This window comes from Pseudomonas sp. E6002 (assembly GCF_013385565.1).
Classification (GTDB): Bacteria; Pseudomonadota; Gammaproteobacteria; order Pseudomonadales; family Pseudomonadaceae; genus Aquipseudomonas.
The window spans coordinates 75,680-102,221 of sequence record NZ_JACAPT010000004.1 but is presented as its reverse complement, the minus strand read 5'-3'; the positions used below and the strand labels follow the sequence as shown (position 1 = coordinate 102,221).

20 protein-coding genes are annotated in these 26,542 nt (G+C 64.0%); 9 read left to right on the top strand and 11 right to left on the bottom strand.

Translation table 11 applies throughout. The features are described 5' to 3' along the window. Positions 1 to 53 precede the first annotated feature (53 nt). From HX815_RS04780 to HX815_RS04765, 4 genes are all read right to left on the bottom strand, one after another. Complete coding sequence (locus HX815_RS04780) at positions 54 to 989, bottom strand: FecR domain-containing protein (protein WP_177027876.1); 936 nt, start codon at positions 987 to 989, stop codon at positions 54 to 56. Continuing rightward, the gene (locus HX815_RS04775; protein WP_177027875.1) at positions 986 to 1,504 is read right to left on the bottom strand and encodes a sigma-70 family RNA polymerase sigma factor; all 519 of its coding nucleotides are present in this window, start codon (positions 1,502 to 1,504) and stop codon (positions 986 to 988) included. The genes HX815_RS04780 and HX815_RS04775 overlap by 4 nt, the downstream gene beginning before the upstream one ends. An 84-nt stretch (positions 1,505 to 1,588) precedes the next feature. After that, positions 1,589 to 2,209 (bottom strand): LpxA family transferase, encoded by a 621-nt coding sequence (locus HX815_RS04770; protein ID WP_003216998.1) that lies wholly within the window; start codon positions 2,207 to 2,209, stop codon positions 1,589 to 1,591. A gap of 48 nt (positions 2,210 to 2,257) precedes the next feature. Then, positions 2,258 to 3,334, bottom strand: coding sequence for a sigma-54-dependent Fis family transcriptional regulator (locus tag HX815_RS04765; RefSeq protein ID WP_003216996.1), 1,077 nt, complete (start codon positions 3,332 to 3,334; stop codon positions 2,258 to 2,260). Between the two features lie 402 nt (positions 3,335 to 3,736). On the opposite strand from HX815_RS04765, the gene HX815_RS04760 reads away from it, so the two are divergent. From HX815_RS04760 to HX815_RS04735, 6 genes are all read left to right on the top strand, one after another. Then, a complete protein-coding gene (locus HX815_RS04760) occupies positions 3,737 to 4,813 on the top strand; it encodes an ABC transporter substrate-binding protein (RefSeq protein WP_003216993.1) in 1,077 nt (358 codons plus the stop codon). A gap of 14 nt (positions 4,814 to 4,827) precedes the next feature. Continuing rightward, positions 4,828 to 6,054, top strand: coding sequence for a S9 family peptidase (locus HX815_RS04755; RefSeq protein ID WP_008430961.1), 1,227 nt, complete (start codon positions 4,828 to 4,830; stop codon positions 6,052 to 6,054). A 13-nt stretch (positions 6,055 to 6,067) separates the two neighbouring features. Further along, positions 6,068 to 7,276 carry an LLM class flavin-dependent oxidoreductase gene (locus tag HX815_RS04750; RefSeq protein ID WP_177027874.1) on the top strand — a complete coding sequence of 403 codons (1,209 nt, stop codon included), beginning with the start codon at positions 6,068 to 6,070 and terminating at the stop codon, positions 7,274 to 7,276. Positions 7,277 to 7,280: 4 nt separating this feature from the next. Continuing rightward, complete coding sequence (locus HX815_RS04745) at positions 7,281 to 8,837, top strand: ABC transporter substrate-binding protein (RefSeq protein WP_087693861.1); 1,557 nt, start codon at positions 7,281 to 7,283, stop codon at positions 8,835 to 8,837. 149 nt (positions 8,838 to 8,986) lie between these two features. Next, the gene (locus HX815_RS04740; RefSeq protein ID WP_177027873.1) at positions 8,987 to 11,548 is read left to right on the top strand and encodes a TonB-dependent receptor plug domain-containing protein; all 2,562 of its coding nucleotides are present in this window, start codon (positions 8,987 to 8,989) and stop codon (positions 11,546 to 11,548) included. Positions 11,549 to 11,567: 19 nt separating this feature from the next. Continuing rightward, positions 11,568 to 12,647, top strand: coding sequence for an LLM class flavin-dependent oxidoreductase (locus HX815_RS04735; protein ID WP_010171267.1), 1,080 nt, complete (start codon positions 11,568 to 11,570; stop codon positions 12,645 to 12,647). Positions 12,648 to 12,744: 97 nt separating this feature from the next. Here HX815_RS04735 and HX815_RS04730 read toward each other — a convergent pair whose 3' ends face one another. The 7 genes from HX815_RS04730 to HX815_RS04700 form a co-directional block, all read right to left on the bottom strand. Further along, complete coding sequence (locus HX815_RS04730) at positions 12,745 to 14,523, bottom strand: ABC transporter ATP-binding protein (RefSeq protein ID WP_177027872.1); 1,779 nt, start codon at positions 14,521 to 14,523, stop codon at positions 12,745 to 12,747. Next, positions 14,520 to 15,356, bottom strand: coding sequence for an ABC transporter permease (locus HX815_RS04725; RefSeq protein WP_087693864.1), 837 nt, complete (start codon positions 15,354 to 15,356; stop codon positions 14,520 to 14,522). Before HX815_RS04725 ends, HX815_RS04730 begins: the two co-directional genes overlap by 4 nt. Further along, on the bottom strand, positions 15,353 to 16,399 hold the full coding sequence (locus HX815_RS04720; RefSeq protein ID WP_177027871.1) for an ABC transporter permease: 1,047 nt from the start codon (positions 16,397 to 16,399) through the stop codon (positions 15,353 to 15,355). The genes HX815_RS04725 and HX815_RS04720 overlap by 4 nt, the downstream gene beginning before the upstream one ends. Beyond that, positions 16,392 to 17,942, bottom strand: a complete 1,551-nt coding sequence (locus HX815_RS04715; RefSeq protein WP_177027870.1) for an ABC transporter substrate-binding protein — start codon at positions 17,940 to 17,942, stop codon at positions 16,392 to 16,394. Before HX815_RS04715 ends, HX815_RS04720 begins: the two co-directional genes overlap by 8 nt. 3 nt (positions 17,943 to 17,945) lie before the next feature. Continuing rightward, positions 17,946 to 19,121: an LLM class flavin-dependent oxidoreductase gene (locus HX815_RS04710; protein ID WP_008430942.1), complete on the bottom strand. Its 1,176-nt coding sequence runs from the start codon at positions 19,119 to 19,121 to the stop codon at positions 17,946 to 17,948. 159 nt (positions 19,122 to 19,280) lie between these two features. Beyond that, positions 19,281 to 20,012 carry a class II aldolase/adducin family protein gene (locus HX815_RS04705; RefSeq protein ID WP_003216972.1) on the bottom strand — a complete coding sequence of 244 codons (732 nt, stop codon included), beginning with the start codon at positions 20,010 to 20,012 and terminating at the stop codon, positions 19,281 to 19,283. 16 nt (positions 20,013 to 20,028) lie between these two features. After that, positions 20,029 to 21,072: an ABC transporter substrate-binding protein gene (locus tag HX815_RS04700; protein WP_003216970.1), complete on the bottom strand. Its 1,044-nt coding sequence runs from the start codon at positions 21,070 to 21,072 to the stop codon at positions 20,029 to 20,031. A gap of 412 nt (positions 21,073 to 21,484) precedes the next feature. Here HX815_RS04700 and HX815_RS04695 point away from each other — a divergent pair, with 412 nt between their 5' ends. From HX815_RS04695 to HX815_RS04685, 3 genes are all read left to right on the top strand, one after another. Then, on the top strand, positions 21,485 to 22,717 hold the full coding sequence (locus tag HX815_RS04695) for an acyl-CoA dehydrogenase family protein (protein ID WP_177021448.1): 1,233 nt from the start codon (positions 21,485 to 21,487) through the stop codon (positions 22,715 to 22,717). A 146-nt stretch (positions 22,718 to 22,863) separates the two neighbouring features. Next, positions 22,864 to 24,630 carry an ABC transporter ATP-binding protein gene (locus tag HX815_RS04690; RefSeq protein WP_177027869.1) on the top strand — a complete coding sequence of 589 codons (1,767 nt, stop codon included), beginning with the start codon at positions 22,864 to 22,866 and terminating at the stop codon, positions 24,628 to 24,630. Continuing rightward, a complete protein-coding gene (locus tag HX815_RS04685) occupies positions 24,623 to 26,470 on the top strand; it encodes an ABC transporter ATP-binding protein (protein ID WP_087693869.1) in 1,848 nt (615 codons plus the stop codon). Before HX815_RS04690 ends, HX815_RS04685 begins: the two co-directional genes overlap by 8 nt. Positions 26,471 to 26,542: the final 72 nt, after the last annotated feature.

Sequence of the window (26,542 nt, the reverse complement as noted above, 5' to 3'; positions counted from 1 at the left end):
AACGCGGCGCTCTCAGGTTCTTCGCGAGCAAGCCCGCTCCCACAAGGATCGCATCAAGCAGCCGATTTACGCGGCGTCAACGTCACCCAATACTGCGTACGGGACTGCACTTGCAGCGGCATCGTCGACGCCAGCAACGCAAGAATTCGATCGGTATCAGCCAACTGAAAACTCCCAGTGACCCGCAGCGCTTCAAGGCTCGGGTCCCAGCGCAGCACACCCGGCCGATACCGCTCCAGCTCCCGCAAAAAATCACCCAACAGCTGGTTCTGCGCAGTCAGCACACCGTCGCGCCAACCCAATTGCAACACATCAAACCCCTCCGCAGCGCCCATCCCCGACGCCTGCAACCGTGCCTGCTGCCCCCCCTGTAATGTCGCCACTTGCCCACGCAGGTCCTGCACCTGCACCGCGCCCTTCAACACGGACACCAAACACCCGGAAGACAACTGCCGCACACACACTTCAGCCTGGCTGACGATCACCTGGCCATAACGCGTCTGAACCGTCAGCGCACCAGCCCCCGGCACCGTCAACGCCATCTCCCCTTCCACCAGCGTCACACGGCGCCGGGCCGTATCCACGTCCACCGCGCTCGCGGTATTCAGTTGCAGGCTGCTGCCATCCAACAGCGGCACTCGCTTGCGTTCGCCAGTAGCGGTGTGCAGGTCGGCGCGCCACACGTCGATAGGCAATTGCCGGCTGAGCAACCACGCGGTTGGCAACAACGCGGCGACGCCCAAGGCACGCTTGAGTACTGCACGCCGTCCCGGTTGCGGACGATCAAGGCTGGCCATGGCCAACGCTGGCGGCAAGTCGGTAAACCGCTGGCGCAGCGATTGGGCTTTTTGCCAGATCTGCTCATGCTGGGGATGGCTGTCACGCCACTGCTGCAGGCGGGCGTGATCACGTTCGGTGGCGCTGCCGGATTCCAGCAACGCCAGCCACTGCGCCGCCGCCCGGGCGAGATCCGGCGCAGCACGGCTCACAGTTCCACCAGCAGGCAATGCTCGTAAGCCTGGGCCATGTAGCGCTTGACCGTACGCTCGGACACCTTGAGCCGCTCGGCAATCTCCCGATAGCCGAGTCCTTCCAGCTGGCTCCAGAGAAACGCGCGGCGCACCACCGCCGGCAAACCGTCGAGCAATTCATCCAGGGCTTGTAGGGTTTCCAGCAGCAACCAGCGTTGCTCCGGCGACGGCACGCAAGCCTCCGGCAACTGCATCAACGCATTGAGATACGCCTGTTCCAGACTGCGCCGCTGGTGAAAATTCACCAGCAAGCGCTTGCCCACCGTCACCAGATAGGCCCGGGGCTCCTGCAATTGCGCAATCGGCTGCGCGCTGGCCAGCACCCGCAGGAACGTGTCCTGGCTCAGGTCGGCCGCATCCCAGGCGTTGCCCAAGCGGCGCCGCAGCCAGCTTTCGAGCCAGCTGCGGTGGTCGCGATAGAACGTGTGAAGGCTGGGTTCAGCGAGGTGCGTCGGCACTACAGCATCATTCATGGCAAGTAACCTGCGCGGCGCGAGTCAGTCTCAAATGAGATTCATTCTATTTAATAACCCGCCGGCATACCACGTTCTTTTCGACTAACCGTTGCCCACTTCTCCATCGAACAGTTGACCGCGCCCCACCACACGACCTGAACCGAGCACCGCACCCGGCGCCAGCACGCCATTGGCTCCCACCCGGCACTGATCCCCAAGCAGCGCGCCAAACTTGTCACAGCCGGTGCGCTGCAACTGCCCGTCAATGCGCACCTGCACTTCCTTGTCGTCACGCTCGTTCCGGTAGTTGGCGACGATACTGCCGGCTTCCAGGTTAACCCCGCGGCCCAATACCGAATCACCGACAAAGTTGAAATGCGCCAACTTGCTGCCGCTGAAGACAAAGGATGTCTTGAGCTCTGCACCCGGTCCGAAGATGCAATATTCATCCACCCAGCAACCGCCGCGAAGGTAGGCACCGGCAGCGATAAAACAGTGGGCGCCGATGATCAGCGGCGATTTCAAAACAGCGCCCGCCTCCACGACCGCAGTACGGTGCACGGCAATCTCGTCATGAATCTCATAGTCATCATCAGAAAGCCCCGCCAGCAATTTGCGAACGATTTCCGGCGCCTGGGTCACCAACTCCCACGGCGCAAGATCCACCCAGGGTGCCAGCGGCGAACGGGAAAAATCAGCGATGTAATCGGTCAGTCGAATCAACGTCGAGCCCTCTACAGATCAGAGAAGCCCGAAACGCTAACACCCCCGTCACTGCCCGTCGAGCAGCACCGGTTTGCCCAACTCGCCGATCTTCTCCAGCCGCGCCCGCACGATGTTGCGGCTGATATTCAGCAGGCGCCCGGTCTGCAACTGGTTGCCATGGCAATAGCGATAGGCCGCGCGAAAGATCGTCTCTTCGATGTGCTCGTAGAGGTCCGGAATGTTCTGTTCGAACAACGCAGTGAGCGCCGCCTCCAGGCTCACCGGCCCAGTGATCGCAGGCGCGGCCTGGTTCGCCTCGTCCTGGCGAATGCCGGAAGAACGCATGTCCACCAGGTGCAAATCCGGCGGCTGCACCAGTTGATTGCGGCACACCAGCAACGCATGGTGAATGGCGTTTTCCAGCTCGCGAATATTCCCCGGCCAGCTGTGTTCCAGCAGCTTGCGCTCGGCATCGATGCTCAGTGACGCGCGGTTGTAGCCGAGGCGCTGGCAGTGCTCTTCAAGAAAAAATTCCGCCAGCGGCAGGATGTCGCCGGGCCGTTCCCGCAGGGGCGGCAGGCGGATGGTGGCGACGTGCAGGCGGTAGAACAAATCCTCACGAAAATGCCCCGCCACCACCGCGTCGGCGAGGTTGACGTTGGTGGCCGCCACCAGCCGTACGTTGATCGGAATCGGTGTGCGCGAGCCCAGGCGCACCACTTCTCGCTCCTGCAACACCCGCAATAATTTGACCTGCATGTTCAACGGCAAATCGCCGATCTCATCCAGAAACAGCGTGCCGCCGTTGGCCGCTTCGAACCAGCCGGCCTTGTGGGTGGTGGCGCCGGTGAATGCGCCTTTCTCGTGGCCGAACAACTCACTTTCCACCAGGGTTTCGGCGAAGGCGCCGCAGTTCACCGCCACAAACGGTTCACGCCCGCGACGGCTCAGGTGATGGATATGCCGCGCGACCAATTCCTTGCCGGTGCCGGTCTCGCCGATGATCAAGGTGTTGGCCTCACTGGGGGCCAGGCGCTCGATACGCGCCAGCAATTCCTGTGAGCGCGGGTCCTTGAAGACCAGCACGGTGGCGCGCACCGACTTGGTCAATTCACGGGCATTGGGATGGGTGATCAGCGACATGGTGCATTCCTGGCAGTAAAAGCGCGTGTCAATAGTGCATGAAGTTTTCTATACCATTTAATTATTAATTAATATTTATATATTCCCAAAACGAATATACCAACACATCGCACCTCGCCTGCTGCTGGAGCAGCAATCAGCCAGCACCTGCGTGTGTGCAGATCAACACCAAGCCGTTGCCAGGCAGTTCTTCGAAAACCCGCAAAGCCACGTTCTACAAGGCGTGCAGCGCGTTTTTCGGCTGATGGCATGCAATCTGCTCTCTCCCTCTCAACGCCACCTGCCCTGTAGGAGCTGGCTTGCCAGCGAAGAGGCCCTAAAGCCTTGCACCGACTAAACGGACGCTTTCGCCGACAAGCCGGCTCCTACAGGGGGTCGCGATCACTTAGCAGGGAGATCCCAATGAAAAGATTCTGGCGCAACAGCATCGCCACCATGTTCGCTGTGCTGGTCAGCACCGGCGTGCTGGCCGAACAGGCGCCACCGGCGTCGGTGAAGATCGCGATCGTCGCCTACACCCAGGGCGGCAAACCGGTGTTCGGCGGCATCGCCGGGCGCGTCATCGAAGACGGCTGGCTCGAAGCGCAACTGCGTGAGCGCGGGGTCAAGCTGGAGTGGATCGCCCTGCCCCATGCCGGCGCCGGGCCGCAGATCAACGAAGGCTTCAGCAACAACAGCCTGGACTTCGCCGTACGCGGTGACCTGCCCTCGGTAATTGCCGGCGCCGGTGGCGTACCAGGCAAGCTGATCGTGCCCGGTGGCAGCGGCAACAATATTTACCTGGTGGTACCGGAAGGCTCCGCCGCGAACACCATCGAAGACCTCAAGGGCAAGCGCCTGGCGCTGCATCGCGGTCGGCCATGGGAGTTCGCCTTCAGCAACTTCCTGGCCAGCAAGGGCCTGAAGCTCGACGATTTCAAGATTGCCAACCTCAACCCGCAAGTCGGCGCTGCGGCTGTGTCTGCCGGCAAGGTCGACGCAGCAGTGTTGCTCAGCGAGGCCTATGCCCTGGAAGACAAAGGCGTGGGCAAGATCATCTGGTCGACCAAGCAAGGCAGCAACGACTGGCGGCTGGTGTCCGACCTGTGGGGCACCGAGACCTTCGTACAGCAGCACCCGGATATCACCCAATTGCTCGCCACCGCCTGGGTGAAAGCTGCGTGGTGGATTTCCCAGCCACAGAACCAGGACGCCTATTACCAACTGTCATCCCGCGCCGGCACCGCCGAGAGCGTGCTGCGTCGCGACGACCAGAACGACCCGGTGGCCTGGAAGGATCGCTGGGCGCCAAAAAGCGACCAGCAACTCAAGGCTCATTACCAGGCCCTCACCACCTACGCCCTGGCCAATCACCTGATTCGCGACACCTACGACATCGGCCCGTCACTGGCCACCGGCTTTACCAACCAGGCCCTGATCGACCTGAAACTCACCGACTACTGGCCGGCCCTGCGTGGCCAGGTCAGCACCAATCCGTAATAGGGAAATTGAGCATGAAACTGCCGCACTCCTTTGCCTTCGGCCTCAGCGTCCTGGCCCTGTCCATGAGCGTGTTTGCTGCCGACACCTACGCCCCCAAACCTGACCCGCTGCAAGGTGATGGCCGCGTCTCGGCTTTCTACACCTGGGAAAAAGCCATCCCGGCCGTTCCCGGCAAACTGCTGCGCAGCGAGCCGCTGGACAACACCCTGAGCCTGGCCAATGCCGCCAGCGCCCAACGCATCCTGTACACCTCCACCGACGGCATCGATAACAAGACACCGATCGTGGTGTCCGGCGCGTTGTTCCTGCCCAAAGGCACGCCGCCTGCCGGTGGTTGGCCAGTGGCGAGCTGGGGCCATGGCACCGTGGGCGTGGCGGATGTGTGTGCGCCGTCGTGGCAAGGTCGCTCCTACCGTGACGTGGCCTACCTCAATCGCTGGCTGGCCGAAGGCTTTGCCGTCGTCGCCACCGACTACCAGGGCCTCGGCGTACCCGGTGGCCATCCGTTGCTGAACAGTCGCATGGCCGCCTACGGGATTCTCGACGCCGCCAAGGCCGTGGTGGCCGGGGTACCCGGGCTGGCCGACAAAGTGCTGATCGTCGGCCAGTCCCAGGGCGGTGCCGGCGCCTTCGCCGCAGCCGCCTATGCCGCCACCTACGCTCCGGACCTGGGAGTGAAAGGCAGCATCGGCACCGGCGTGATCTACACCCTCGACTACGCGAAGAACCCCAGCGAGGAAGTGCGCAACAAGGTCGATCCCACCCTGGCCTACGGCTTCTACACGTTGCTCGCCGCCCAGCAATACGACCCGAGCATCAACCCCGCCGACTTCTATACCGACAAGGCCCTGCCGATTTTCGAGCAGGCCCGTACCAGTTGCCTGTTCGCCCTCGAAGGCGATGTCGAAGGCCTCGGCCTGAGCATCGCCAACACCAAGAAAGACTACAAGGGCAAGCAACTCGCGCCGTGGCTGGCGCAGGTGTCTTACCCGACGCTGAAAACCTCGAAGCCGATTTTCATCGGCACCGGCGCCGAAGACACCACGCCGGCCGCCGCGACCCAGGTCAAGCTGATGCAGGACGCCTGCAAGGCTGGCTCCATCGTCGAAGGCCACCTGTACAAAGGCCTGGGCCACAGTGCCACGGTCAATGCATCGCTCAAGGACTCGATCCCGTTTGCCCACAAAGTCATCAACGACCAGCCGATCACCCCGATCTGCGCCCCCACCGAGCAATAAGCAGGAGGCTTGCATGAGCATCGAATTCTTTACCCGCCTGCCCTTGCACGGCGAAACCCAGTTCCTGCCCGGCGACCCGCGCAACCGGGGCGACTGGCATCGCAGCGGGCCCAGCACCGGCGCGGTGTCGGGCTTCAGTGTCGGTGATCATTTCACCTACATCGACTACCTCGGGCAAATCGCCAGGGCTGCGGAGATCAACGGCTTTGGCGGCGCACTGATGGTCAACGCGCCCACCGGCGAAGAACCGTGGACCGTCTGCGCGCTGCTGGCCCGGGAAACCCGTACCCTGCAATTCGTCACCGCCTTCCAGCCTTACCACTACACCCCGTGGGTGGCGGTGCAGCAGGCGGCGACCTACCAGCGGGCCACCGGCAACCGCCTGGTGTGGAACATCATCAACGGCGGCTCGGACGTGATCCAGCGCCAGGTCGGCGACTTCAGCGACCACGATGAACGCTACGAACGCGCCACCGAATTCATGGACGTGGTCAAGGGCTATTGGCACAACGAGTCCTTCCACTACGACGGCAAGTTCTACAAGGCCGACGGTGGTGGCCTGCGCGGGCCATTGAAGAAGGCCAAGCTGCCGCTGATCTGTACCGCCGGCTCATCCATCGCCGCCCGGGAGTTTGCCGCCAAGCACGCCGACTTCTACCTGATGCGCGCCGAACACCCGGACGAAATCGCCGCCCTGATCGCCGACCTGCGCGAACGCGCGCTGAAGTGGGGCCGCACTGACATTCGCTTCGGCCTGTCGATTGACGTGATCACCCGGGAAACCGAAGAACTGGCCCGCACCGAAGCCAAACGCTTCTTCGACGAAGGCATCGCCCGCGGCGCGGTCAAGGCCGTGGCGGCCCACGCCGGGTTGCGTACGGCGCGCAAGCTCAGCTACGAGCACGGCTTCAGCGAAAAAACCGAGACCCAGGGCTTCGATGACTTCTTCATCCACCCCAATGTGTGGACCGGTTTTGGCTACATCGGTATTCCACCGGGCTGTGCGCTGGTGGGCAGCTACGAGAACGTGGTGGCGCGGATTCGCGAGTACAACAGCATCGGCATCGACCTGTTCTTCCTCGCCGGCTATCCGCACCTGGAAGAAGCCTACCGCCTCGGCGAGCACATCCTGCCGCACTTTCGCAGTGAACGCGCCGAGTTGAGTCGTCCCCAGGAGCCGGTGCTGGAACTGCGCTCCGCCAACGGCCCGGCCGGAGTCTGATGCCATGAGCCTACTGCTTAGCCGTCGGGACTTTCTCGGCTACAGCGTGACCGTCGGCGGCGGCTTGCTGCTGGCCGGTTGCGGCCCCGCTGACACGCCCAAAAACGTCACCGGTAACGATCAACCCCGCTACGGCGGGCGCCTGCGCCTGGGGATTCTCGACGGCAACCAGAGCGGCAACCTCGATGCCCACAAACCCATTGGCAGCGGCATCGTTCGCGGCTTTGCGTTGTACAGCAAGCTCTGGGAATGGGACGAGCAGATGCAGCCGCGCCTGGCTCTGGCCGAGTTCGCGGAGCCGAATGCCGACGCCAGCAGCTGGACCCTGCGCCTGCGCCCCGGCCTGGAATTCCACAACGGCAAGACCATCGACGCCGACGACCTGATCTTCTCGATCCGCCGCCTCACCGACCCGCAGCTGGCCTCGCCCTACGCGGCGCTGCTGCACTGGGTGGACCGCGACAACCTGGTCAAGCTCGACAACCGCACCGTGCGCCTGAGCTTCCGGGAGGGGCGTAGCTACATGCCGCTGGCAGAAACCTGGGTCAATTTCGGCGGCATCGTGCCGGTGGACTACCACCCGGTCACCAACCCGGTGGGCGCCGGCCCCTACAAGCTCAAAAGCTTCACCCCCGGCCAACGCTCACTGTTTACCCGCTTCGAGAACTACTACAAGGACGGCAAGCCCTACGCCGATGAGCTGGAGATCATCGACTTCAAGGATCAGGTCTCGCGCCTGGCCGCCCTGCGTTCCGGGCAAATCGACATGGCCAACGTGATGCCCACCGAGCAGTTGCCGATCCTGCAAAAGGACCCGCGCCTGAAGGTGATCACCTCGGTGACCGGTAACTGGCTGTCGTTCGACATGAACCTCGACAAGCCGCCGTTCAACGACCCACGGGTGCGCGAAGCGTTTCGCCTGATGGCCGACCGCGAAGAACTGGTGCGCCGCGCGCTGAACGGCCAGGGCCGGGTGGCCAATGACCTTTATGCGCCCAGCGACCCGACCTTCAACCACGACCTCGGGCCACGCCCCTACGACCCGCAACGGGCGGCGCAACTGCTCAAGGACGCCGGCCAGGAAAACCTCGAGGTGGAATTGATCACCACTCCGGGGCCTGGCTTGAGTTCGGCGCTGGTGCTGGCCGAGCAGGCCAAGCGCATTGGCGTGACCCTGAAGGTCAAGCAGGTGGACCTGGCGACTTTCCAGGGCCCGTTGAAAAACGACTGGACCCTGAGCACCGGCGGCAGCATCGGCGCGCCGTTCCTGGCCAGTGCGATCCATACCGACGCGCCGTTTGCGGTGTCCAACAAGACCCACTTCAACGACCCGCAATTCAGCGAGCTGTTCCTGGCCGCCATGGCCCAGCCCGACCTGGAAAAACGCAAGGCCCTGGTGCATCAGGTCCAGCAGATCCAGTACGAGCGCGGCGGGATGCTGATCTGGGGCTACGCCGACTTGCTCGACAGCGTTTCCACCCGCGTCGGCGGGGCGCAGTCGGAAGAGTCGCTGTTCAGCACCTGGCGCTTTGAAAAGCTCTGGCTCAAAGACACGGCCTGACCCACTTACAACGCATCGCCCTGTAGGAGCCGGCTTGCCGGCGATGGCGTCCGGTCGACCGGCGCAGGGCTCAAGGGCCTCATCGCCGGCAAGCCGGCTCCTACAAGGGACCGTGCGCTCTTCATTGTTTTTTATGGGGCATTTCTGCCATGCACGCTATCGCCTTGCGTTTACCTCTGCTGCTGGCCGCAAGCCTGCCAATCCAGGCGTTTGCCGCCGATACCCAACTGCAAACCGTGACCGTGCAGGCCAGTGCCAGCCAGTCCGATGATGATGCCCTGCCCACCCGCCCGCCGACGTCGGTGTACGGCGGCACAGAGACCAAGGTCCTCGACACGCCGCGTTCGGTGGTGCAGATCAACGCTGAGCAGTTGGCCAACGACTCGATCCGCAGCGCCGATGACCTGGTCAAATACGCCCCCGGCATCACCCGGGGCGGCGGCCAGAACGCCGGCATCGCCCCGCAGTTTCGCGCCCAGGGCTCCGAGGTGTTCCAGGACGGCCAGCGCGGTTACGGCGTGCGCCACCCGGCGAACTTCAACGCCTACGAAGGCGCCGACATCGTCGCCGGGCCGTCGTCGGTCACCTACGGTTCGGTGTCCGGCAGCGGCGGCTATGTGAACTACCTGAGCAAAAAACCCGACTTCAATGAGTTCAAGACCAAGCTCAGCGGTGAACTGGGCTCGTGGATACCGGACGGCACGTCCCGCAGTTCCAACAAATTCAGCATCGACAATACCGGGCCACTGAGCGACAACCTGGCCTACCGCCTGAGCATCACCAAGCAGCGCCAGCAGGACTTCTACGACAACGTCGACAACAATTTCGACGCGTTCTACGGCGCCCTCGCCTGGCGCAACGACAACGTGCGGGTGGACTGGAACGCCAGCTACGACAACTACTACGACTACAACATCACCCACGGCTGGAACCGCGCCACCCAGGACCTGGTGGACAACGGCAAATACTACGCCGGGCGCGCCACGCCGATTATCCAGAACGGCAACACCCTGTGGTCGCCGGTGCTGGCCTCTGGCGCCGCCGATGCGCCAACCCTCGGCTGGGTCAAGCGCCAGCGCAATGCCCAGGGCCAATACAGCGTGGTGGACGGCAGCTTCCAGACCGCCTCGCCCAACACCCAGAGCAACCCCGGCAGCCTGCGGGGCTGGGTGTATGACCCGACGCTGGCGGGCAACGGCGAACGCTCGCTGTCCTCGCAAACCGGGCAACGCAAGGAAGACGAAAGCAGCTCCCGGCGCTTTACTACGCAACTGCGCGTCGAGGCCGACTTGTCGCCCACCATCACGCTGGCCAACAGCACGTTCTACGAACGCTCCAAGGACATCACCGACGCCGTGGGTTCGTTCCAGGTGCAGTCCAAAGACAACATCTTCGACAACCGCTTCGAATTCCGCTCGCGCAATGAAACCCGCCTGGGCGGCTGGACCCTGCGGGATGACAGCAACACCGGCCTGATCTATCGCCGCGAATTCAACCAATCGATTGCGGCCAATAACAGCTTCGGCTCCACCATCAACGCCTATGACCTGACCCAGAACCCCTCGGGCAAGAACCCCGGCGACCTGCTGGGCCTTACCGGTGCCAACCCCGCCGGCGGCAATGGCGCATGGATCGGCCAGCCCGGCGTGCCGCAGTATTCCAACTACTACGGCTGGCTGAACCTGCCGCCGATGTACCCGGCCGGGCACGGGCTCTACGCCGAGTCTGTAGCGCCCTACACCGCCGAAAGCACCTGGACCACCAAGACCCTGTTCAGCCAGCACAACCTCAAGTACGGCGACTACTTCGGCCTGAACATCGGTGCCAGCCGCAGCTGGATCGAGGCCGAGATCGACAACCCGTTCGTGCTCGCCGGCGGCAACCCGCGCAAGGACAGCGACAACTACCGGCTGTTCGCGTTCCAGGTCAGCCCCTACGTCAAGCCCACGGAAAACACCACGCTGTACTACACCTTCGATCGCTCGCTGGCGGTCAACACCGGGTTCTTCTCCAACGGCCTGGGCTGGGGCAGCGGCAGTGGCGCCAACCAGCTCAACCCGTTGGCGTTCCAAAGCCTGAGCGTGTTGCACGAAGTGGGCGTGAAGGTCGAAGCGGTGCCCAACCAATTGTTCATGACCCTGGCCGCGTTCAAGCAGGCTCGGGACCAGGCGCCAGACAGCAACAACAGCATCGCGCGGCTGGTGATCAAGGGCGTGGAAGCCACCGTGCGCTATCAGCCGGATGACCACCTGCGCAGCGGCCTGAACCTGTCCAAGCTCAATGCCTACAACGAATTCACCTCCCAGGCGGGATTTGCATCGGCCGGGTTCGTGCCCGACAACGGCACGGTGTTCGGCGATAACAACAGCCTCAACCAGCGACCTTCCGGGCGTTTCGACGCGGTGCAGATTCCCGAATACACCGCCAGTGGCTACGTCGACTACCGCTTCGACTCGGGCTTTGGCGCCGAGCTGTCCGGCTGGTGGACCAGCAACTGGTACCTGAACCTGAGCAAGACCGTAAAGATCCCCAACGAATACAACCTCGACCTTGCCGTGTACTACCGCCAGCCGCAGTGGAGCACCACCTTGCGCGTGCTGAACCTGACCAACGAACTGAACTTCGTCAGCGGCCTGGCCGGCTCCACCAACACCTTCCTGCAACCGATGCCGGGCCGCACCTTGCTGGCCCAGGTCGACTACCAGTTCTAACCCTCAAAGGAGCCCCAGCATGTCCATTGAATTTGTCGGCATGATCTTCCCCCGCCAATGGTCCGAGACCCGTGGCGTGCGCAGCCCGGATTTCGACCTCGACTTTATCCGCCACCACGCCCGCGCCCATGAACACGCAGGCTTTGACCGGGTACTGATCGCCAGCGGGCCCGGCAGCGCCGACAGCCTGCAAATCGCCGCCTACGCGGCGGCGCACACCGAGCGCCTGGGCTTCATGATCGCCCACCGCCCGGGGCTCACTGCGCCGACGGTCGCAGCCCGCGCGTTTGCCACGCTGGACCACACCACCGGCGGCGGGCGCATTCGCCTGCATGCCATCACCGGCATCACCGCCGAACCCCAGGAAGGCGACTTCCTGCTGGACAAGACCGAGCGCTACCAACGCACCGACGAATACCTGGAGATCGTGCGGCGCACCTGGACCGCCGAGGAGCCTTTCGACTTCGAGGGCAAGTACTTCAACATCAAGGGCGCGTTTTCCCCGGTCAAGCCGCTGCAACAGCCGCATATCCCGATTTCGTTTGGCGGCTCGTCGGACATTGCCTACCAGATTGCGGTCAAGCATGCGGACCTGTATGCGCTGTGGGGCGAACCGTTGAGCGGTGTGGCGGAGCAGATTGCCAAGCTCAAGGCGGCGGCCAGTGCGGCGGGTGTACAGGCGCCAAGGGTGAGTTTGTCGGTGCGCCTTATCTTGGGCGCGACCGAGGAACTGGCCTGGCAACGGGCCGAGCAGATTCTGGAGCAGATCAAGGCCAACCCGCAGTTCGCGGCGGGCAGCCCGTGGCAGAAGCGGATCAAGGGAACGGGATCGGAACGGTTGCTGGCAGCGGCGGCTTTAGGCGATCGGCATGACCGCGCGTTGTGGATGCCGACGGCGACGGCTGTTGGGGCGTATGGCGACACCACGGCGTTGGTGGGCACACCGGAGACGGTAGCCCAGGCGCTGCTGGATTATGTGGACCTGGGGGTCACGACGTTTTTGAATCGGGGGTATGACCCGCTGTATGACACCGTGGATTATGGGCGGTGGATCATTCCGGCAGTGCGCGAAGAGGCTCGGCGCCGCAAGGCCGCGTAAAGGCGGCCTCCGCTATCGCCGGCAAGCCGGCTCCTACAGGTGTGCGCCTTTTACCGTAGGCGCCGGCTTGCCGGCGATCACTGCGCAGCAGTGCCAATCAGCCCAGCGACGGCGAATGCTCCAGCAACGTCTGCGTATACGCCGACTGCGGCTGATCCAGCACGCTATCCACCGCGCCCTGCTCCACCACCCGCCCGACCTTCAGCACCAACACCCGGTCGGCAATCGCCCGCACCACGCCCAGGTCATGGGTGACGAACAGCAACGTCAACCCATCCCGCTGCAACTGGCGCAGCAAATCCAGAATCGACGCCTGCACCGAGACGTCCAGCGCCGAGGTGATTTCATCGCAGATCAGCAGCTTCGGTTCGCACAGCAATGCCCGGGCAATTGCCACGCGCTGGCGCTCACCGCCGGACAGGCTATGGGGATACAACTCGCCCACCGAAGCCGGCAGCGACACCCGCTTGAGCACCGCCTCCACCCGCTCACGCGCGGCACTGCCTTTAACCGCAAAGAAGTGCTCCAGCGGTGCGCTCAAGGTCTGGTACACCGTCTGCCGGGGATTCAATGCCCGGTACGGGTTCTGGAAGATGTACTGAATCTGGTGCCGCAAGCCCCCCTCGCGCTGCCGTGCCTGTAACGGCAGCGGTTGCCCCGCGTAACGCAGCTCGCCTTCGGCATTCTCCCCCAACCCGGCAACGGCCCGCGCCAGGCTGGTCTTGCCGGAACCGGACTCGCCCACCAGCGCCAGGCACTCCCCCGGCAGCAATCGCAGGGACACGTCAAACAGCACCTGGCGGTCGTACGCCACGTTCAACCCGCTGATTTCCAGCAAGGCCTTGTCGGTGAGCGCGTCCACCGCAGCAATCGGCGCCAGGGCGATGCGCTGCAGCGGCTGATCATGGGGTGCAAGACACGCCACTTCATGCCCTGGCGACAGCGGCTGCAATAGCGGTTCCTGCTGCGAACACCCTGCCCGAAAACGCTCGCACCGCGGCCCGAAGCCACAGCCTTGAGGCCGCTGCCCCGGCGCCGGGGCATGCCCGCCAATCGCCCGTAATTCTCGGCGCCCGGCCACATCGGGAATCGCCGCCAACAAGCCCCGGGTGTAGGGATGGGATGGCCGACTGAACAAGGCGTCCCGAGTAGCCGTTTCAACAATCCGCCCGGCGTACATCACCATCACTCGGTCCACCAGGTCCTTGATCACCGCCAGGTCATGGGACACATACACCGCCGCCACGCCCTGGCTTTTGCACAAGCGGCGCAAGGTGGCGAGGATATGCGCCTGGGTGGTGACGTCCAGGGCGGTGGTCGGTTCGTCCAGCACGATCAGCCGCGGTTGCAGCACAAACGCCAGGGCCAGCATCACTCGCTGTTGCTGGCCGCCGGACAGTTGATGAGGGAAACGGCGCAAGAACTGCGGGTCATCCGGCAAGCCAACATCACGCAAGGTTTCAATGATGCGCTGTCGCTGCGCCGCCTTGTCCAGGCGCAGTTGATGCACCGCCAGGGTTTCATCCAACAGGCTGCCAATGCGCAGCGCCGGGTTGAGCGCCGTGGCCGGGTCCTGGGCGACATAGCCGATCAGGCTGCCACGGGCACGGCGCAACGCTTCACCTTCCAGGCCCAATAACGCCTGGCCCGCGACATGCACCTGGCCACCGACAATCTGTGCGCCGCGTCGGGCATGGGCCAGCAGCGCGGTAGCCAAGGTGGTCTTGCCGGACCCCGACTCACCCACCAGCCCGAGGATTTCCCCGGCTTCCAGGCTGAAGGACACGCCGGACAACACGTCCACCTGCCCCGCCAATTCAACCCGCAAGCCACTGACGTGCAGCACCGTCGTCGTCATCTGCGCGATTGCATTCATGGCTGTTTTTCTCCAAGGCGTGCGCTGCTGCGGCCGATGCCTTCAGCGAGGATATTGGTGCCATAGGCAAACACGCCGATCAGCACAGCGGGGGCCAACACCGCCCAGGGCTGCACCAGCAACCCGGCCTGGTTTTCATTGATCATCAAGCCCCAGTCCGCCGTCGGCGGCGCCACGCCATAACCGAGGAAGCTCAGGCCCGAGAGCATGCCCACGCCCCAGGTCAGCATGTTGCCAAAGTGCACCAGCAACGGCGTAAGGATGTTCGGCAGGATTTCCTTGAACAGGATCCGCCGACGCGAGTAGCCCATCATCTGCGCGGCCTCGACAAACTCCTGCCCCGCCACTGCCACCGCGCTGGCCCGCGCCAGGCGGATCACCCCCGGGATAAACGCAATCGACACCGTGAGCACGATCAACCAAGGCGCGCGGCCGAGCATCGAGACAATCAACAGCACCAGAATCAGGTCGGGGAACGCCAGGGACACGTCCGCCAGCCAGGTGATCAACTGGTCCAGGCGCCGCCGCGACAGCCCCGCAAGCAAGCCGAGGGTGCTGCCGACGGCCAGGGCAATGCTCGCCGCCGCCACGGACATCCACAGCACCGAGAGGCCGCCGCTGAGCAGCCGCGACAACACGTCATGCCCCAGGAAGTCATACCCGAGCAGCGCCCACCCCGTGGGCGCGCCGTACACCGGCCCGACCATGTCCGTCGAGCCATGGGGCGCCAGCAACGGACCGAACAGCGCCACGGCAATGACCAGCAAGGTGATCAGCGCGCCCTTGCGGGTTTGCGGTTCGGCCAGCCAGCGGGAAATTCGCGTCTTGCTCATGCATCACCTCGGGAGCGCCGCCACCACGGGGTGATGCCCCGGCGGTTGCGCGAAATCAGGGTCACGCGACGGGCCGTGCGCAGCTTGGGCGTGAGCAGCACCGTCAACAGGTCGGCCAACAGGTTGATCAGCACCACCGCCAGGGTGATCACCAGCACGATGGCCTGGATCATCGGCAAGTCGCGCATCTGGATCGCCGCGTTGAGGGCGGTGCCGATGCCGGGGTAACTGAAGATCACTTCGGCCAGCACTGCGCCGCCGATCAGCGTGCGCAAGGTCAGCGCCACGCCCTGGATCGCCGGGACCAGCGCGTTGGGCAAGGTATGCCGCCACACGATCCGCCAATGGGGAATGCCCCGCAGCCGTGCGGCGATCACGTAGTCGGACTCCAGCGCGTTGATCATCGCGGCGCGCACCATGCGCGTGAGGTACGGCAGCGCCGACAGGCTCAGGGCCAGAACCGGCAGCACCAGGAACGGCAACTGGCGCCACAGCGACTGATCCGGGTCGAGGATCGACACCGCCGGCAACCAGTCCATATGCGGCATGGAAAACAGCAGCACCAGGCCGATGGCCAACAGAAAGCCCGGCGTGGCCTTGAGGAAAATCAGCAACGACAGGCTCCAGCGGTCGAGGTGGCAGTCGCGACGCAGCGACAGGTACACGCCGAGGCCCAGCGCCGCCGGCACCACCACGGCGATCACCCCGGCGAGCAACGCCAGGGTGTAGCCGAAACGCCCCCACAGGATGCTGCCGACCGGCGCGTTGGAATCCAGTGACACCCCGAGGTCGCCACTCAGGGCCGAGCCGAGCCAGCGCAGGTATTGGCGCAGGATCGGTTGGTCCAGCCCCAGTTGATGTTGCAGGGTGAGGATGCTTTCCAGTGGCGCGTCGGGGCCGAGGATCACCCGGGCCGGGTCCGATGGCAGCGCCTGGGTGGCGATAAACACCACCAGGCTGATCACCCACGCGGTGAGCAGGCCGTAGCCCAGGCGGCCGATAAACCACGATAACCAGGCCGGCGTTCGCAGGGGTTTAGACATGGTTCAACCACAGCTCGTCAAAGCGCCAGGAGGCGAAGGTGGTCTGTTCCGGCGCAAGGCCGCCGACCCGTACCGAGGCGGCGTCCAGCACATCGTTGAAACCCCAGATCAGCAGGCCACCGCGTTCGTGTTGAATCTGCTGGGCCTCGTGCACCAGGCCTTTGCGCAATTGCACATCCGGCTGGGCCAGGGCCTGGCGATACAGCGCATCGAAACGCTGGTCATGGAAGTTGCTGCGGTTGTAGATCGCCAAGGGCGCGTCGTTGTGCAACGCCGACGCGAGGAACCCACGGGCCGGGGTCGAACCCGGTGAGAGTTGCCACTGCTCGCGCTGCGGGCCGTTGAATACCGCGCCGTCGACCTGGGTCACGCGAACCTCCGCGCCAGCCTTCTTCGCCTGTTGCGCAAACACCAAAGCGGCATTCACGCCGGCGCCGGACGGGGTCGTCAGTTCCACCCGCAGATCGGTCTGCCCGGCCTGGCGCAGCAGCGAGCGCGCTTGCTCAAGGTCATGGGGGCGCTGCGCAATGTCGTGGTTGTAGGTGGGGTCGTGGGGCGAATACAGGTCATTGGCGATGCGCCCGAAACCGTTGAGGCCCCGGTCCACCAACTCTTGCCGATCAGCCAGCAAGCGAAACGCCTGGCGCACCCGTACGTCGTCAAACGGCGGCTTGGCCAGGTTCAGGTTGAAGCCGGTAAACGAGGTGCTGGGCGACACGCACAGCGACAGGCGCGAGTCGGCCTTGAGCAGCGCGCTGTGCTCGGCCTGCACGCCGCTGGCGACATCGATCTGCCCGGCACGCAATGCGGCCACCCGCGAGACCTGGTCCTTGAATTCGATGATTTCCAGTTCGTCGGCATAAGGCTGGCCGGGTTTGTAGTAATTCTCGAACCGGCTGTAGAGCGAGCGCTGGCCGGGCACGAAGCGCTTGAGTTTGTAGGGGCCGGCGCCCACCGGATTGGTGATGGGGTCGTAGTCGGTGGGCACGATGCCGCCGAAGCTGATCAGGGTTTCATCCAGCGGGAAAAAGCTCTGGCCCTGTTTGAAACGGATTTCGATGGTGCGCTCATCCAGCTTGCGCAGCGCATTGCGGTCGATGGCGCCCACCAGTCCGGCAAACGGCGAGGCAAGTTTCGGATCGGTGAGGCGCAGCAGCGAGAACAGCATGTCGTCGGCGCCGATGGTCTTGCCGTGGTGGAACTCCAGGCCCGGCTTGATGCGGATGGTCCAGGCGCTGGCATCGGCGTTCGGCTCGGCGAACTCGGCCAGGGCCAGGCGGGTACTGACGTCGGTGTTCCATTCCCAGAACTTGCTGTACAGCGCCCAGCCGCGAATGATCCCGCCGCCCACCGGCTTGTGGGCATCGAGGTTGCCGGACTGGTCGCCGTCGATAATGCCGATGCGCAGGCGTCCGCCGGTGGTCGGTGTGGTCGACAACACCGCCGCCGGCGCCGCCCCGCTGTCACAACCACCCAGCAGCAAGCCGCCGCCGATGGCCAGGCTGTTGCCGAGAAACACTCGGCGGGAAAATCCTTCGCTCATCAGCTACGCCTCTTGCTGCTGCACGGCGTTCAGACGCGGCACATCAAAACCATGGTCCAGGTCGAGCAACGGGAACAGCAGGTCTGCCACCCGGTGCGCCTCATCGATCAGCGGGAAACCCGACAGGATGAACGCCGAGGTGCCCTGGGCTTCGTACTCACGGATACGCTCGGCCACTTGTTCGGCGCTGCCCACCAGGTAAGTGCCGGCGGCCGGGCCGAGGATGTTGAAGCCGAACAGGCTCGGGCCGAGCCACACGTTGGGGTAGATCTCCAGCTCGCGAGCCGTGGGCAGGCGGCCGGCGCGAATGGTCTCAACGTTGCGCTGGGTTTGCGGGTCGTCGCTGTGGTAATCCTCGAAGCTCACCCCGGGTGGCAACTGGCGCTCAATGGCATTGCGCGCAGTTTGCAGCGAGGTGCGTTGCAGCAGTTTCTCGGCGTGGGCCCAGGCTTCTTCTTCGGTCTCGCGCACGATGATTTGCAGGCGGGTACCGAAGGTCAGCTCACGGCCGATCTTCGCGGCTTCGGCGGCGACCTTGCGGAACTTGTCCCCCAGCTTTGGCGGCGTATTGGCGAAGCTCAGGTACACGTCCAGCAATTGCACCGAGTGTTCCACCCCTGGCCCCGAGGTGCCGGCGCCCCACAGCGGGATGCCCGGTTTCTGGTACGGCGGATGCCAGCCGCCCAGCGGATGCTTGGCCGCTCCGGGCGCACGCGGTGCGAGCTTGATGTATTGGCCGTCATAACCCCGAGTATCGCCGGCATAGAAGCCCTGGAAGGCGCGCCAGTATTCGAGGCTGAAGGCGTAGCGCTCATCGTGGGGGTAATGCACGCCGAGGGTCGCCAGGCCCGCATCATTGCCATTGACCACGTTGAACAGCAGGCGGCCATTGGAGAATTGGTCGAAGGTCAGGGCCCACTTGGCCAGAACTGCCGGTGACAGCTCGCCCGGGTGTTGCGCCACCAGGAAACGCAGGCGCTGGGTGGCGTCGATCAGCGAGGCGGCCACCGCCAGGCTTTCGTTGGGGCTGGAGCCCAGCAGCGAGCCGTAGAAACCCAGGCGATCACTGGCGACCGCGAGTTGCTTGAGGTGCTGGAAGTCGGTCTTCCAGCGCCCTTCGGGCTCCCAGGGATAAGGGCCGTCGGGGGTGGTGAGGTACCAGAGAATTTTTACCGCCATGGGGCAACATCCTTGAATGGAACCGCCCCTTATAGGAGCCGGCTTACCGGCGATAACGGTGGCACATCCAACAGGAATGTCGCCTGATGCACCGCTATCGCCGGCAAGCCGGCTCCTACAGGGGTCGTGGTGGTTTCAGTCACCGTGATAAGGGTGTGTTCAGTTTTTGCGGTCGATGGCGGGGACCAGGCCCAGCGCCGTGGCCTGCTCAAACAACCCACTCATCTTCCACTGCTGGGTCAACACCCCCGGCCCGTATGCCCGCGAACCGCCCAGGGCATCCGCCAGCAATTGCAGTTGCGCGCCCTCTTCCAGCAACAGGATGAACTCAGCCGTGGCCCGCAACCCCTGCTTGCCCCACACCGTGGAGCCGCCGTTGGCTTCGAGGATCGCCAGGTTGAAGGGGTTTTCCGCGATCTTGTCGAGGATGAAATCCACTTCCTGCTGGCGACGGTCGATGTACACCGGCAGTTCCCGCGCCAACTGGTAACGCTGCACAGGCACGTAATGGAACGGCAGCGTGCGGTGGGTCTGGGCCCAGGCCCCAAGGTACGGCGAGTGCACGTGGGACACGGTGGTCACGTCTGCATGCTGCTGGAACAGCTTGGTGTAGCGCCCCAGGCCGCCCTTGCCCTTGCCGACAATCACGTTGCCGGCAAAGTCGGTGACGGTGGCCTGCAGCGGCTTGCGGTAGTTCCACGGGCCGCCGTAGTTGACCGACACCAGCAGTTCCTGGCCCGGCACGCGCTCGATAAAGCCCACGGTGCCGTTGGCGGTGATGGTGTTGGTTTCGCGGAAGACCGTGAAGGCTTCTTCGGCTTCCAGCAGGACCTTGTCGATAAAGGCCTGCAGTTCCTGGGTGATCGGTTGGGCGTGGACAATGGCAGTCATGGCAGTTTCTCCGGGTTCAGGCGCGGCGCTTGGCCAACAGTTCATGGGCAGCTTGCAGAGGGCGCGGGTCGACCCAGTCGGCGATCGCAAAATCGCGCTCCAGGAAGCCGTGCAGGTACAGGAAGTCTTTCTGGATGCCGAGGAAATCCAGGCGCTGGGCCGACAGGTCCGGCGCCAGGGTGGTATGGAAATCACCGCGATAGGCCTCGGCCACACCGGCACTGCCGGCGCGGGTTTCTTCTTCGAGAATCGCGTTCAGGCCGTCGCGATTGTTCGCGGCCCAGTCAGCCGCGTTCAGGGTTTGTGCGAGGAAACGCACCACCAGGTCAAAGTGATTGTCCAGCAAGCTCTGGTGGACGGTGATAGGGCGCGGCGTGCCGTTGTTGATGCGGTAGCGCGGCTCGGCGATCAGGTCCAGGTCGATGCCCACCACCAGGCCCAGACGGCGCGCGGCGTCGGCGGCCGAAGCGCCCTTGACGTACACCGCGTCCACTTCGCCGCGCGCCAGGTAATCGAGGCCCGACCACAGGCGTTGCAAACCTTCCTGTGGGTTGGGCGCCTGCTCCTGATCGTGCAGCGCGACCTCCACCAGTTGCACGTCATCAAAGCCCAGGCCGGCAAGGCTCAACGCGCCTTTGTAACCGTGCAGGCTCATGGCCCGGGCGATGCTCCCCGGACGGCTGTCACCCCAGGCCGGCAAGGCCAGGCGCTTGCCTTTCAAATGCTCGGGACGCGTGATGCCGGAGTCCGGGCGGACCAGGATGGTTTGCCATTCCTCGATCCAGGTCAGGCCGATCAAACGGCTCGGCGCGCCGGCGGCACGGGCGGCCAATGCCGGCACATTACCGCCTTCGCGAAACAGCCCCGGCAGCTCGTGATCGTAGTGGTGATGGCCCAGTTGACGAGCCTCCTGCAAGGTCGAGACCGGCAGGCCGTCGGCGGCGAATTCGTCGCCCAGCCAACCGAGCTTGTAGGCGATGCCGGAGGCGGTCGGTACCGGGCAGCGGGTAAACCAGATCTGCTCAAGCGCAGGCTTGGGCAGGATCGCGGAAAGGGTCATGGGCAGCTCCATTGAATTGGGCAAGGCAGTCCATGGGGGCATTGCAGAGGCCGTGCCAATTGGCCAAAGCCCCGGTTTGCAGGGCTTTTACGCAAAGAGTCGAAGTACTGTTGCTGGCCTGTCAGCAGCGCTGCTGCTGGCCCAGCAGTCACCCGTTCGCCACTGCTGCCCCAGCAACACTCCGTTATCGCAGGCCCCGCCAGGGGTGGTTTTCGGCATTGGCGCAGAACTTGCTCAAGGCACCTTCAATGCCCGACATCCAGCGCAATCCCCTGTAGGAACTGGCTTGCCAGCGATGGTGGTTAACGATGACGTGTACTGACGGGTTTACGCGGCGCACTTGAGTCCATCGCTGGCAAGCCGGCTCCTGCAGAGGGGCTTAAACACACGGGCCAAATCAGGGGAAGAAACTATGAGTACGTTCGAACAGGTACCGGTACGCCAACTGCACAGCGAGGCCGAAGCCATTGCCGCAGCCAAGGAGATCGCCGTGGAGATCGCCGCGATTGCCGCCGACAGCAGCCAGAACGGCCAGTTGCCGTGGCGCCAGGCGCAACTGCTGTCCCAAAGCGGCCTGACCGCCATCGGTGTGCCCAAGGCATTCGGCGGGCTGGGGGCCTCGGTGCAAACCATCGTCGAAACCGTGCGCCTGGTCTCGGTGGCCGATGGTGGTGTGGGCCAGTTGCTGCAGATTCACAACGTGATGCTGCGGGGCATCTTCAACGGCTATCCGGATGCGGTGCGTGATCGCCTGGTTGCCGATGTGCTGGCCGGCAAGCGCTTTGGCAACGCCCTGGCGGAAGTCGGCGGCAAGAACAAGTTCGCCCTCAAGACCCGCGTCGAGCGGCGTGCAGATGGCAAGCTGGTACTCAATGGCAGCAAGTTCTACTCCACCGGTTCCTACCTTGCCGAATGGATCTCCCTGACCGCGGCCTCGGATGACGGCGGCGCCGGCGTGCTGCTCAACCGCAACGCACCGGGCCTGACCCTGGTGGATGACTGGGAAGCCTTCGGCCAGAAAAACTCGGTCAGCGGCACGGTGAATTTCGACAATATCGAGCTGGATGAAGACTTCGTTTCGAAGCGCAAGGGCCCGATGAAACGCACCGGCCTGACCTTCCCGCAGATCCTGCATGCGGCGATCGATACCGGGATTGCCTCGGGCGCGCTGACCGCGGCGGTGGAGTACCTCAAGCACAACGCCCGGCCCTGGGTGGAAAGCGGCGTGGACCACGCCAATGAAGAGCCGCACATCATCAAGCAGATCGGTGAATACGCGGTGGCCCTGCGTGCAGCCGAGTCGCTGCTGCGGGATGCGGCGCGGGTGTTCGACGCACATGAGCTGGACCCGGAGAACAAGGAACTGCAGGACGAATTGATCCTGTCGGTGGCCACGGCACGGGCGCATTCGGACAGTGCTTCGTTGAAGATCTCCAGCGATATTTTCTCGTTGCTGGGGGCCAGTTCGTCGCTGAGCAAATGGAACCTCGACCGGTTCTGGCGCAACGCCCGGGTGCATACCACCCACGACCCGATTCGCTGGCGCTTGCACCATGTGGGCAACTACTACCTGAACGGGATTGATCCGGGGGAGTACACGGCGATCCTCAATGCCAAGGAAACCCAGGGCGCTACCACTCGCTAGACCAGCCCAACACATCCCTGTGGCGAGTGAGCTTGGTCCCGCTGGACTGCGCAGCAGGCCCTGTTTTTGGGGTCGCTTCGCAACCCGGCGGGAGCAAGCTCCCTCGCCACAGTTTGGGAAGGATCAATAAACCCAATGAGCTTTTCATGATCGAAAAACACCCCCTTCTGCGCAGCCTGGCGATCTACCGCGAAATGCCCTGGCGCTTCGCTCTGGTCGCCGGGCTGTTCGTGGCCATCAACCTCGGCCTGGTCTGGCAACAATGGCTGATCGGCCATGCGGTCAACGATGTCAGCGCCGGTCGCGCAGTGATCCGCCACGCCGACGGCAGCCTCGATGCCAGCCTTGGCTGGCACTGGCTGTGGCTGATGCTCGCCGTGGCCCTGGGCCGTGGCGCGCTGCAATACGCCGCCAGCGTCATGTCCCTGGTGCTCAGCCAGGAACTGCTGACACGCCTGCGCGAACGCATCCTCGCCCAGGTGCAAAGCCTGCACCTGGGTTATCACTGGCAGCACGGCATGGGCGAGATGATCACCCGCACCACCCGCGATGCCGACAAGGTGCGTGACGCGCTGATCACCTTCTGGCGCCAGGTGGTGGAAACCCCGCTGGTGGTGTTGGCCACCGTGGGTCTGTTGAGCTGGTACAACCCGTGGCTGGGCTTGGTACCGCTGCTGCTGACCGTCACCGGGCTGTGGATCTTCGTGCTGCAAACCGAACGCCTGGTTGAACTCGACCGCAGCGTCGGCGCGGCCTACGACCGCGTCAACCAGGACCTCAGTGAAGGCATCGGCGGGGTGCGTGTGATCAAATCCTTTGCCCTTGAGCAGAGCCGTATCCAGGGTTTTTCCGAACAGGTTGCAGTGTTCGCAGGCTTGGCCCGCCAGGCGCTGGCCTATTCCAGTTCACGCATTCCGCTGCCCCAGGCCGTGGTCGCCCTCGGCCATGTGTGGATCCTGGTCTACGGCGCCCACCTGGTGGCGGCCGGTCAGTTGGGCATCGGTGAACTGGTGACCTCGCTGCTGATCGCCACCACCCTGGTATTTCGCATCGAAGGCATTGGCCGGGTGATGCAAACCTTCGCCGATGCCCGGGCCAGTGCCGAACGTATCTGGCAACTGCTGGACGCCCCCGCAGCGATACGCAGCGGCAGCGCCACCCTGCCCGCTTCGCCCCTGGGGTTGCGCCTGGAGCACGTCAGTGTCAGCGCTCCCGGCGGTGGGCGGGACATTCTGCATGACTGCTCGCTGGCCCTGGTGCCCGGCGAAATTGTCGCGTTGGTGGGCGCCACCGGCACCGGGAAAAGCCTGCTGGCCAGCCTGTTGCCACGCCTCACTGATGTGAGCACCGGGCGCGTGCTGCTGGGCCATGACGGCGCTGGCTGGCAAGACATTCGCGAACTTGACCTCGGTGCGTTGCGCCAACGGGTGCACGTGGTGCCGCAAGAGAGCTTCCTGTTCGCCGGCAGCCTCGCCGCCAACCTGCGCCTGAACGCTCCCGACGCCACTGATGAGCAATTGCTTGAAGCCCTGCGCCTCGCCGCAGCGGACGACATCTTGCTGCGCCTGCCCCACGGGCTGGCCACGCCGCTGGGTGATCGTGGCGTGACCTTGTCCGGCGGCCAGCGCCAGCGCCTGTGCCTGGCGCGGGCGCTGCTGGGCCAACCGGACATCCTGTGCCTGGACGACGCCACCAGCGCCCTCGACGCCATCAGCGAACGGCACGTACTGAACAACCTGCGAGAACTGCGCGGCACCACCGTGCTGGTGATCTCCAGCAAGTTGTCGACCATCCTCCTGGCCGACCGGGTGCTGATGCTCGCGGACGGCAAAATCGCCGCCACAGGCACCCACGCCGAACTGCAACACACCCACCCGCACTACCGCGACCTGCTGGGGATCGACCATGGCTAATCCAATCGCCGGCAAAGCCTTGAGCGATATCGAAATTGAAGAAATGCTCGCGAAAAAGGCCCTCGACCGCAGCATGTTCAAACGCTTGCTGCCGCTGCTCAGGCCAATCCGCCGCTCGATTTTCGCGGTGATCGGCATTGAGCTGTTGCTGGTGTTCACGGTGTTTTTGCGACCCTGGTTCGTGCGTGAACTGCTGGACCGTGGCTTGATTCAGCAGGCCGACCACTGGCTGTTGGACGAGCGCCTGGTGCTATGGCTGGGCGCGGGGCTGGCTGCCAGTTGGCTAGTGCGATTCCTGCTGGCCGGGGTCTCGCAGTTTGTTGCCGGTGGCGCGGCGATCCGCGTGCTGAACGCCCTGCGGGTGCAGGTGTTTGCGCATGTCCAGGGCTTGAGCGTCAGCTACTTCGACCAGACCCGTGCCGGGCGGATCATTTCCCGGGTTGACCGCGACGTGGACGCCCTCGAACCCTTGGTGATCCAGGGCCCGCCTGAACTGCTCGGTGCCTTGCTGCGCTGTGGCCTGGCATCGGTGATGTTGTGGCGTATCGACCCGCGTTTCTTCCTCAGCCTGGTGGCCACCGTACCGTTGCTGGTGCTGGCGACCTGGAGTTTCAAGCGGATCTCCCAGCGCAACTGGGCGCGGGTTGCGGAAAACCGCAGCCGTTTTACCGCACACCTGGTGGAAAGCGTCAGCGGCGCGCGGATGCTGCAGCAGTGCGCCCAGGAGACGCCGAACCTGCGGCGTTATCGCGGGCTGTTGGATGACTTCAACCATGCACTGATTCGCGGCAGCTTGCGCTCGGGGTGGTTTGCGCCCTTTACGGCGCTGCTGAGTTCGGCGGGAATCGCCTTGTTATTGCTGGTGGGCGGCTATGGGCTGGCGGCCGGTGAAGTGTCGGTCGGGCAAGTGGCCGAAAGTCTGTTTTACGTGTTCCTGTTCTTGGGGCCGTTGCAGGAGCTGTCGGACCTGTTTGAACGCTACGCCACCGGATCGGCGTCGGCGCAGCGGATTTTCCTGTTGCTCGATACCCAGGCGCAGATTACCGACAGCGCTACACCGCGCCATTTGGGCCGAGCGCGGGGTGAGGTGCGGTTCGAGCAGGTGGGTTTCAGTTATGTGCCAAGTGCGCAGGCGCCGGTGATCAATGGGCTGGATTTGCATATTCCTGCGGGTGAGGTGTTGGCGATTGTCGGGCCTTCGGGGCATGGGAAAAGCACGCTGGTGCAGTTGCTCACGCGGTTTTATGAGGTGCAGTCGGGCGTGGTGCGGCTGGACGGGATTGATGTGCGGGAGCTGGCCCAGCATGCGTTGCGGCGCAATGTCGGGGTGGTGTTGCAGGACAATGTGTTGTTCAGCGGGAGCATTCTCGACAACTTGCGGTTGGCGGCGCCGTTGGCGGATGACGCGACCCTGGTCGCGGCGGCCCGGGAGCTGGGCGCCGATGAGGTATTGGAGCGGTTGCCGCATCAGTATCACACCGAGGTTGGGCCTTTGGGGGCGCATTTGAGTCATGGGCAGCGGCAGCTCGTTTGCCTGGTGCGGGCGTATCTGGCGGACCCGGCGGTGCTGGTGCTGGATGAGGCGACTTCGGCGGTGGACATTCACACAGAGCGGCGGATTCAACGGGCGTTGCGCAGGCTGTGTCTGGGGCGTACGGCGATCATCATTGCCCATCGGCTGGCGACGATCCGGGATGCGGACCGGATTGCTGTGGTTCGGCATGGGCAGGTCGTTGAGCTTGGGGCGCATGATGCGTTGATTGATCGTGGGGGGGCTTATGCGGCGTTGTATCAGACGTATTTGCGCAGTGCACGGGTGGGGGACTTGGTGGCTGGGTGATTGGGGGTATATCCGTTTTTGGGTGATGTTTGAGATTGGTTCCGCTCTTACAGCGGCTCACTTTTGAACAGC

What these genes read in the sequence shown, in the direction of transcription:
- HX815_RS04765 (WP_003216996.1), bottom strand. Translation starts at nt 3,334, where the DNA reads ATGTCGCTGATCACCCATCCCAATGCCCGTGAATTGACCAAGTCGGTG.
- HX815_RS04700 (WP_003216970.1), bottom strand. Translation starts at nt 21,072, where the DNA reads ATGACCCTTTCCGCGATCCTGCCCAAGCCTGCGCTTGAGCAGATCTGG.
- HX815_RS04730 (WP_177027872.1), bottom strand. Translation starts at nt 14,523, where the DNA reads ATGAATGCAATCGCGCAGATGACGACGACGGTGCTGCACGTCAGTGGC.
- HX815_RS04710 (WP_008430942.1), bottom strand. Translation starts at nt 19,121, where the DNA reads ATGGCGGTAAAAATTCTCTGGTACCTCACCACCCCCGACGGCCCTTAT.
- HX815_RS04760 (WP_003216993.1), top strand. Translation starts at nt 3,737, where the DNA reads ATGAAAAGATTCTGGCGCAACAGCATCGCCACCATGTTCGCTGTGCTG.
- HX815_RS04755 (WP_008430961.1), top strand. Translation starts at nt 4,828, where the DNA reads ATGAAACTGCCGCACTCCTTTGCCTTCGGCCTCAGCGTCCTGGCCCTG.
- HX815_RS04740 (WP_177027873.1), top strand. Translation starts at nt 8,987, where the DNA reads ATGCACGCTATCGCCTTGCGTTTACCTCTGCTGCTGGCCGCAAGCCTG.
- HX815_RS04715 (WP_177027870.1), bottom strand. Translation starts at nt 17,942, where the DNA reads ATGAGCGAAGGATTTTCCCGCCGAGTGTTTCTCGGCAACAGCCTGGCC.
- HX815_RS04705 (WP_003216972.1), bottom strand. Translation starts at nt 20,012, where the DNA reads ATGACTGCCATTGTCCACGCCCAACCGATCACCCAGGAACTGCAGGCC.
- HX815_RS04735 (WP_010171267.1), top strand. Translation starts at nt 11,568, where the DNA reads ATGTCCATTGAATTTGTCGGCATGATCTTCCCCCGCCAATGGTCCGAG.
- HX815_RS04685 (WP_087693869.1), top strand. Translation starts at nt 24,623, where the DNA reads ATGGCTAATCCAATCGCCGGCAAAGCCTTGAGCGATATCGAAATTGAA.
- HX815_RS04745 (WP_087693861.1), top strand. Translation starts at nt 7,281, where the DNA reads ATGAGCCTACTGCTTAGCCGTCGGGACTTTCTCGGCTACAGCGTGACC.
- HX815_RS04775 (WP_177027875.1), bottom strand. Translation starts at nt 1,504, where the DNA reads ATGAATGATGCTGTAGTGCCGACGCACCTCGCTGAACCCAGCCTTCAC.
- HX815_RS04695 (WP_177021448.1), top strand. Translation starts at nt 21,485, where the DNA reads ATGAGTACGTTCGAACAGGTACCGGTACGCCAACTGCACAGCGAGGCC.
- HX815_RS04750 (WP_177027874.1), top strand. Translation starts at nt 6,068, where the DNA reads ATGAGCATCGAATTCTTTACCCGCCTGCCCTTGCACGGCGAAACCCAG.
- HX815_RS04720 (WP_177027871.1), bottom strand. Translation starts at nt 16,399, where the DNA reads ATGTCTAAACCCCTGCGAACGCCGGCCTGGTTATCGTGGTTTATCGGC.
- HX815_RS04725 (WP_087693864.1), bottom strand. Translation starts at nt 15,356, where the DNA reads ATGAGCAAGACGCGAATTTCCCGCTGGCTGGCCGAACCGCAAACCCGC.
- HX815_RS04690 (WP_177027869.1), top strand. Translation starts at nt 22,864, where the DNA reads ATGATCGAAAAACACCCCCTTCTGCGCAGCCTGGCGATCTACCGCGAA.